General features: G+C 47.3%; 3 protein-coding genes. All 3 read left to right on the forward strand.

Going from position 1 to position 2,220, the window contains the following annotated elements; all coding sequences use genetic code 11:
• On the forward strand, nt 1-320 hold a 320-nt coding region (locus HMPREF9140_RS00620; protein ID WP_006951033.1), incomplete at its 5' end, for an IS5/IS1182 family transposase.
• A gap of 179 nt (nt 321-499) precedes the next feature.
• On the forward strand, nt 500-1,732 hold the full coding sequence (locus HMPREF9140_RS00625) for a leucine-rich repeat domain-containing protein (RefSeq protein WP_006951035.1): 1,233 nt from the start codon (nt 500-502) through the stop codon (nt 1,730-1,732).
• A gap of 32 nt (nt 1,733-1,764) precedes the next feature.
• Nucleotides 1,765-1,959 carry a hypothetical protein gene (locus HMPREF9140_RS00630; RefSeq protein ID WP_006951037.1) on the forward strand — a complete coding sequence of 65 codons (195 nt, stop codon included), beginning with the start codon at nt 1,765-1,767 and terminating at the stop codon, nt 1,957-1,959.
• The last annotated feature ends 261 nt before the right edge of the window (nt 1,960-2,220 follow it).

Raw genomic sequence — 2,220 nt, forward strand, 5'->3', positions numbered from 1 at the left:
AGGCACTTGTCTATGCCGATAAAGGATATGACTCGATGGAGAACAAAGAAACCCTCAAACGTATGAAACTCAAAAGTCGTATCATGCATAAGAGAACAAGAGGACATGAAATTACCAAAAGGCAGCAGCGTATCAACGTTGCGATAAGTAAGACACGCTACAAAGTAGAACGTACCTTTGGTTCTATGCATAGATGGTTTGGTGCAGGAATAGCAAGATATGTTGGACTTTCAAAAACACATGCGCAGCATATTATGGAATCCATTGCCTACAACTTATACCGAACACCTGGGATTATTGTGTCAAATTCTATCAGATAATATGAAAAAACACTGATAAAAGATTGTTATCTACTCAAAAATAACCTCCAACGGTATCTTTTGATCAAAAATATTTATTCTTCTAAGAGTGTATGGGTGAGAGTTGAGAGGATGGTAGGTTTTGCAGAGGTCTCGTACTGCGAGTTCCGTCCACGGTCGTTTACGCCGGCAAAACTTACATGGTAACTAAGGTCGGCAAAACTGCCTTCGCTATAGGAACGATGACGCAAGTAGTTCTGCCCAATACCATCAAAGAGCTGGGCGATTATTGTTTCTACTCGTGCGACCAACTGACAAGCGTCAACCTACCTGAAGGTATTACAAGTATTGGTCATGACGCATTTCATGGTACTTTCAATCTGCATTCCGTAACCCTGCCAAGTACGTTGAAGACGGCAGGAGAATGGACCTTCAGAGATTCAGGAATAGAATACATCTACAACCTGGAAAACACGCAACTAACGGAACTACCTGTTCAGTTTGCCGGGATGAACGTAGGGCTTAAGGAAGTGAAACTACCTCAGACACTAAGGAAGATTGGCGCGTACAGTCTGATGCAGAGCCGTTATACCGAGATAACCATCCCCGCAGGCGTAGAGCAGATAGATGCTTATGCATTGATGCAGGTGTTTACTCTAAAGAAGGTAGTCATGGAGCGAGCCACACCACCCTTAGGATGCGGAGAAATAGATGGTGCTCCGGACTTGAAGATTTATGTGCCCATAGATGCCACGCAACCTTACGAAGCTGCGTCTCAATGGTCAAACTATCCCGGCAAATACTACGAGCAAGTGCCCGTAGGCCCCAGCGGCTATACTTCCTACTACTTGGAGAACGAGAACTTCAAAGTACCTGCCGGCTGCACGGCGTATATCATCACGGGCATAACACCGAGCGGAAGTATTATGACTCCCGACCAAGCCCAAGTGAAAGCGTTCGGTGCAGGCAAGATTATCCCCAAGCAAACGGGATTTATTCTGCAAGGCGCGGCAAACAGTACGGTCGTTTATCAAGCCAACGTTACGGGAACGGAGGAGAGCGTGACGGGTAATCTGCTCATCGGCACCGCCACCGAGCAAGAGTTCAACGCAGCCGGTTACAAATATTATATCTTCTCCAATAACGGCGACGAGGGTCTGGGTTTCTATAAGCAGGGCACTCGGAATGGTGCTTCCATCAAGCTGGCTGCACATCGCGCGGGTCTGCGTCTGGCCGAAGCTATTGCGCCTGCCAAAGGATTTACAATCGATTTCGATGCAGCCCGCAAAGAGGCCGAAACGACAGGCATACGCGACGTTCGCCCGACAGTGCAGTCACGCGAAAACGTCATCTACGACCTCCAGGGCCGTCGCGTTATGAATCCCGGCCGCGGCATCTATATCGTCAACGGCAAGAAAGTAGTGAGGGAGTAAGTAAGAAAGTATTAAGTAATAAGTAGTAAACAATGAAACAAAGATATATCACCCCGCAGATTAAGGTTATCCAACTCTTGACCGACGACAATATCGCCCAATTTGTTGTGAGTTCGCACTCCGTAGGCGAGAACGAAGGACTGGCCAAGCCCGGCATCTTCGACGAAGACGAGGAAGGCGGAGCAGGCGAACAAACGATGGCTGATTACTCGCCTTGGGAGGACTAAGGAATAGACATTGGAAGTGCCGGAGGATTCCTATAAGGAAAGGTCAAGGACTCCTATAAGGAAAGGTCAAGGACTCCTATAAGGAAAGGTCGAGGACTCTAAGTATCACTCCTACGATACCTTAAGTATCAATCCAAGAGGAGTCTAAGTATAGCTCTTTGAGGATGTTCGACAGGCGTACTTTCCCATTCACAATATAGAGGCAATCGTGTTCCCAGTGAGAAGCCTCGACCTTTCCCAACTAGGAAGACCGATGGATTC

The organism is Prevotella micans F0438 (assembly GCF_000243035.1).
GTDB lineage: Bacteria > Bacteroidota > Bacteroidia > Bacteroidales > Bacteroidaceae > Prevotella > Prevotella micans.

Excerpts from the sequence above, each read along its gene's own strand:
- HMPREF9140_RS00630 (WP_006951037.1), top strand. The coding sequence starts at position 1,765 with ATGAAACAAAGATATATCACCCCGCAGATTAAGGTTATCCAACTCTTG.
- HMPREF9140_RS00625 (WP_006951035.1), top strand. The coding sequence starts at position 500 with ATGGTAACTAAGGTCGGCAAAACTGCCTTCGCTATAGGAACGATGACG.